Raw genomic sequence first — 5,474 nt, forward strand, 5'->3', positions numbered from 1 at the left:
GCCGCCGTCCGCACGAGCGCATCGTGGCCGMCGCCGCGAGCGTGGCCGGCGTRCAGGCCGGGCGCCCGGCGGTGCAGGGCGACGGMCTGCCGCTGGCGGTGCTGTGCGGCTCCAGCCTGGGCACCGCGCGCGAACTGGCCGAGCAKATCCACGCCGGCGCGCTGCAGGCCGGCTTCGCCGCCACGCTGCGCGACCTCGACGACGCGGTGGACGCGCTGCCCACCGAAGGACTGGCGGTGATCGTGGCGGCCACCTACAACGGGCGCGCGCCCGATTCGGCGCGGCGCTTCGAGGCCATGCTCGACCGGCGGCGGGCGGACTCGCTGCCGGGTTCCGGCGCGGACTATCGCGCGCCGGGCCTGCGCTTTGCCTTGCTCGGCTGCGGGAACTCGCAGTGGTCCACGTACGAGGCCTTCCCCAAGCGCCTCGACGATTTCTTCGGCGCGGCCGGCGCCATGCCGCTGCTGCCGCGCGGCGAAGCCGACGGCAACGGCGACTTCGATCACGCCGCCGAACTGTGGCTCGCGGCGCTGTGGCAATCGCTGCAGGCCTTGCGCCTGGCGCAGGGAGCGGACGTGACGGATGCGGCCGCGGCGGGCGGCGTCGAAGTGCGGCTGCGCGATATCGCGGCCATTCGCGCCGGCACGCTGCCGCCGTCCACGCAGGCCTTTACCGTGCTCGCCAATACCGAACTGGTCAACGATCCCGCCGGCCTGTGGGATTTCGCGCAGGAAGCACCGCGCACGTCCACGCGCGATATCCGCCTGCAGCTGCCGCCCGGCGCACGCTATGCCACCGGCGACCACCTCGCGGTCTATCCGCAGAACCAGCCGGCGCTGGTGCAAGACCTGTGCGCGCGGCTCGACCTCGATCCCGATGCGATGGTGACGCTGTCCGCCGCGCATGCTGCCGCCGCGCGCGGCTTGCCGCTGGAAGAGGCGCTGCCGGTGCGCGAGCTGCTCACGCATTTCATCGAACTGCAGGACGTGGTGTCGCGCCAGACCTTGCGCACGCTGCTGCAATACACGCGCTGCCCGTTCACGCGCGCCGCGCTCGAGCGCCTCGCTTCGGACGACCCTGCGGAAGGCTATGCGGCCAGGGCGAGCGCGCAKCGCCTTGGGCTGGTGGATGTGCTGGTGCGCCATCCGGCCATCGAGCTGACCTTGCCGGGCTTGCTGGCCTGCACCGTGGCGATGCGGCCGCGCTTCTATTCCATCGCCTCGTCGCCCGCGGTGTCGCCCGATGTGGCCACCATCACGGTCGGCACGGTCTGGTCGCCCGCGCTGTCGGGGCGCGGCGTCTTTCGCGGGGTGGCTTCCACCTGGCTGCAGGGCCTCGGGCCCGGCGCGGTGGTGGCTGCCCATATCCGCACGCCGAACCCGCCGTTCGCGCCCGATGCCGACCCCGCCAGGCCGATGATCCTGGTCGGCCCGGGCACCGGCATCGCGCCGTTCCGCGGCTTCCTGGAAGAACGCGCCGCGCAGAAGGCCGCGGGCACGCAGGTTGGCGTCAGCCAGTTCTACTACGGCTGCCGCCATCCGCAACACGACTGGCTGTACCGCGACGACATCGCGCGCTGGCAGGACGCGGGCGTGGTGCAGGCGCATGCGGCGTACTCGACCGGCAGCGCGCCGGACCAGCGCTTCGTCCAGCATCTGCTATGGCGCGACCGCGCCGCCGTGTGGACGATGCTGCAGGAAGGCGCGGCGCTCTACGTGTGCGGCGACGGACGGCAGATGGCGCCGGCGGTGCGGCGCACGCTGATCGAGATCGCGGCGCAGCAGGGCGGCATGGCAGAGGCGGCGGCGTCGGACTGGCTGGCCGGCATGGTGGCGCAGGGGCGCTACAGGCAGGACGTCTTCAACTGACCGGCTGGCCCGCCCGGGAATCCGCCCGCGCCGCATGGCAGAAATCTGCGGATCATTGTCAGCCGGCGTGGCGGCGCTTTCCCTACGCTCGGTGTCATCCCCAACGCCCTTCACCGGAGCGCCCGATGACACCTTCCGCGCTATCGCAAGCCCGGCTCCTGGCGGTCTGCCAGGCCCTGTTTACCTCGGCCCTCTCGGTCGACCTCACGCTTACCGGCCTGGTCGGCTACACGCTCGCGCCGGACAAGGCGTTGGCCACCTTGCCGTTCGCGCTGATCACCGTGGCCTCCGCCGTCACCGCCATCGCGGCGGCCTTCCTGATCGAGCGCCTGGGCCGCCGCGTGGCGTTCTGCCTGGGCGGGCTGGCCTGCTGCGCCGGCGGCCTGGTGTCGGTATGGGCCATCTCGCACCATGACTTCGTCGCGTTCTGCGTTGGCACCGCGCTGGTCGGCGTGTTCCAGGCGTTCGCGCGCTTCTACCGGCTCGCCGCCGCCGACGCCGCCGCGCCTGCGGACAAGCCGCGCGTGATCTCCACCGTACTGACCGGCGGCGTGGTGGCGGCGGTCTGCGGCCCGGCCATCGCCGCGTGGAGCAGCGACCTGATGGCAGCGCAGCCATTCGCCGGCGCCTACGCGGTGGTGGCCGTGTTCGGGCTCGCCACCGTGCTCCTGCTGGCGCTCGCTTATCGCGACGCGCCGGCCCACGTTGTGGTGCAGGCGCAACGCGCGGAGGCCGCGCTGCCCGCGCGCCCGCTCGCGGAGATCGCGCGCCAGCCGCTGTTCCTGGCGGCCTTCGCCAACAACGGCATTGGCAACGCGGTCATGATGTTCGTGATGACGGCCACCCCCATCGCCGCGGTGGCGTGCAGCCACACCATCACGCAAGGCGCGCAGATCATCGAGTGGCACCTGGTCGGMATGTATGCGCCGTCGTTCTTCTCCGGCTGGCTGCTGCAGCGCTTCGGCCGCGGGCCGATGCTGATGTGCGGCATCGCGCTCGCTGCGACGGGTTCGCTGGTGGCGCTGGCGTCCACGGCGCTGCCCGCGTTCTACGTGGCCCTGCTGTGCCTCGGCGTGGGCTGGAACTTCATGTTCGTCGGCGGCACCACCTTGCTGGCCGAGACCTATCGCCCCGCGGAGCGCGCGCGTACCCAGGCGCTGGCCGAGTTCTCCGCCGCCGTGCTGACCGCGCTCGCGACGCTGGCTGCCGGGCAGGTGCTGTACCGCTACGGCTGGCAGGCAGTGAACCTGGCCGTGTTGCCGGCGCTGGCCGTGGCGCTGGCGATCACGCTGGGCTGGCAGCGCGGCGTCGCGCGCCGGGCGGTGCTGGCGGGATGAACGCGCGCGCCGGTATGATCGGCAGGCCACCCACTGCCCCAGGCTCCCGCCGCGGAGCGACTGCCATGCCAGCCAGCCTTGCCTTGCCGGACGATCCGCCACGCAGCGTGGTGATCGTCGCGCCGGATCCGGCGCAGGAACTCGACGTGACCGGGCCGAGCGCGGTGTTCGGCCACGCCAACCGGCTCGAAGGCAGGCGCGGGCCCGCCTACGACATCCGCATCGCCAGCGTGAGCGACGACGGCGTGGTGCGTACCGAAAGCGGCATCCGGCTGCTGGCCGACGCGCCCTACCACCGCATCGCGCAGACGCTGCCKGGACCCATCGATACCTTGCTGATCGCCGGCGGCTCCGGCCACCGCACGGCGGCCACCGACGCGCGCCTGATCGACTGGATCCGCGCGCAGGCGCCGCATGTGCGCCGCCTCGGTGCCGTCTGCACCGGCGCCTTCATGCTGGCGAATACCGGGCTGCTCGACGCGCGCCGCGCCACCACGCACTGGCGCCACGCCGCGCGGCTGGCCGCGCAGCACCCGCAGGTGGAGGTCGATCCCGACCCGATCTGGATCCGCGCCGGCGACCTCTATACCTCGGCCGGCGTCACCGCCGGCATGGACCTGGCGCTGGCGCTGGTGCAGGACGATCTCGGCCACGCCGCCTCGCTGGCGGTGGCGCGCGAGCTGGTGCTGTTCCTGCAGCGCCCGGGCAACCAGGCGCAGTTCTCCACCATGCTGCAGGCGCAGAGCGCGCAGAACCCGGAACTGCGCGAGTTGCAGGGATGGATGGCGCAGCACCTGGCGCGCGACCTGTCGGTGCCGGTGCTGGCCGAGCGCGTGGCGATGAGCCCGCGCAATTTTGCCCGCGTGTTCGCGCGCCAGGTCGGGGAGACGCCGGCGCGCTACGTGGAGCGTTTGCGGGTGGAGGCGGTGCGGCGCCTGCTAGAGGAAGACGGCCGGCGCCTGGAAGGCATCGCGCATGCCACCGGCTTCGCCAATGCCGACGTGATGCGGCAGGCCTTCCAGCGGCATATGCAGACCACGCCMGAGCGCTACCGGGCGGCGTTCCGGGCGTGCCCCGCAACGAGCCTGGCGGCTGCGCCAGCCTAGAGCGGCCGGCGCGTCGCCAGGCGCGCGTTCAGCCGCGGGACTGCAGCGCGGCGATGCGCTGCTCGATCGGCGGGTGGCTGGAGAACAGCGACAGCCACGACTTGCCGCCGGCGATGCCCATGGCCTGCATGTTCTGCGGCAGGCCTTCGGGCTCCAGGCCGCCGAGGCGGCGCAGCGCCGCCACCATCGGCGTCGGCGAGCCCATCAGCTTCGCCGCGCCGGCGTCGGCGCGGTATTCGCGATGGCGCGAGAAGGTGGCGACGATGATGCTGGCCAGCACGCCGAACACGATCTCGCACACCACCACGGTGATCATGTAGCCGATGCCGGGGCCGCTCGATTCCTCGTCGTTCTTGCGCAGCATCGAATCCACGAAATAGCCGACCACGCGCGCCAGGAAGATCACGAAGGTGTTCACCACGCCCTGGATCAGCGTGAGCGTGACCATGTCGCCGTTGGCGATGTGGGCCACTTCGTGCGCCAGCACGGCCTCCACTTCGTCGTGCGACATGGTCTGCAGCAGGCCGGTGGACACGGCCACCAGCGAGCTGTTCTTGGTCGCGCCGGTGGCGAAGGCGTTGGGTTCGCCTTCGTAGATGGCGACCTCGGGCATCGGCAGGCCGGCGCGCTGGGCCAGCCTCTGCACGGTCTGCACCAGCCAGACTTCGGTACTGTTGCCGGGCTGTGTGATGACCTGGGCGCCGGTGGACCACTTGGCGATCATCTTGGACATMAGCAGCGAGATKAACGAGCCGCCGAAACCCATCAGGGCGGCGAACGCCAGCAGCATGCCCAGGTTGAGCCCGTTGCCGGTGAGGAATCGGCTCACCCCGAGCAGGCTGGCGGTGAAGCTGAGGACAAGCATGACGGCGAGGTTGGTCGCCAGGAAGAGCAGGACGCGTTTCATTTTTGGTCTGTGAGGAAAGTCGGTCGAATCAAAGGGAAAAACGGCAAAACGGGCACTGGCACCTCGCACGGGCGCGGACAGCGCGGCAATGCGCGGATGACGCACACGCGGCACGCCTCGGATGGCGCGCCGGTGCTGACGGCGAGGTGCGGGAAACGAGGCGCGCGCCAGGACGGCGCGCCGGGGCTCAGGCGCTTGGCGGGCGCTGCTGGAGGGGGAGGTCGGGGTCGGGCAGCAGGCCCGGGCGGTGCAGCGG

4 protein-coding genes are annotated in these 5,474 nt (G+C 71.9%); 3 read left to right on the forward strand and 1 reads right to left on the reverse strand.

What is annotated here, in order from left to right; genetic code table 11:
• The 3 genes from AC1DKV_RS39935 to AC1DKV_RS39945 all read left to right on the forward strand — a co-directional run.
• The coding region (locus AC1DKV_RS39935; RefSeq protein WP_477139694.1) for a diflavin oxidoreductase at window positions 1-1,868 on the forward strand (1,868 nt) is incomplete at its 5' end.
• Between the two features lie 125 nt (window positions 1,869-1,993).
• The gene (locus AC1DKV_RS39940; RefSeq protein ID WP_441612930.1) at window positions 1,994-3,205 is read left to right on the forward strand and encodes an MFS transporter; all 1,212 of its coding nucleotides are present in this window, start codon (window positions 1,994-1,996) and stop codon (window positions 3,203-3,205) included.
• A 65-nt stretch (window positions 3,206-3,270) separates the two neighbouring features.
• Entirely contained in the window at window positions 3,271-4,311 is a 1,041-nt protein-coding gene (locus AC1DKV_RS39945; RefSeq protein WP_441612931.1) for a GlxA family transcriptional regulator, read from the forward strand.
• A 28-nt stretch (window positions 4,312-4,339) separates the two neighbouring features.
• Here the strand turns inward: AC1DKV_RS39945 and htpX are convergent, their stop codons facing one another.
• Window positions 4,340-5,218, reverse strand: coding sequence for a protease HtpX (htpX, locus tag AC1DKV_RS39950; RefSeq protein WP_477139695.1), 879 nt, complete (start codon window positions 5,216-5,218; stop codon window positions 4,340-4,342).
• Window positions 5,219-5,474 lie beyond the last annotated feature (256 nt).

The organism is Cupriavidus sp. 05T41 (assembly GCF_056396525.1).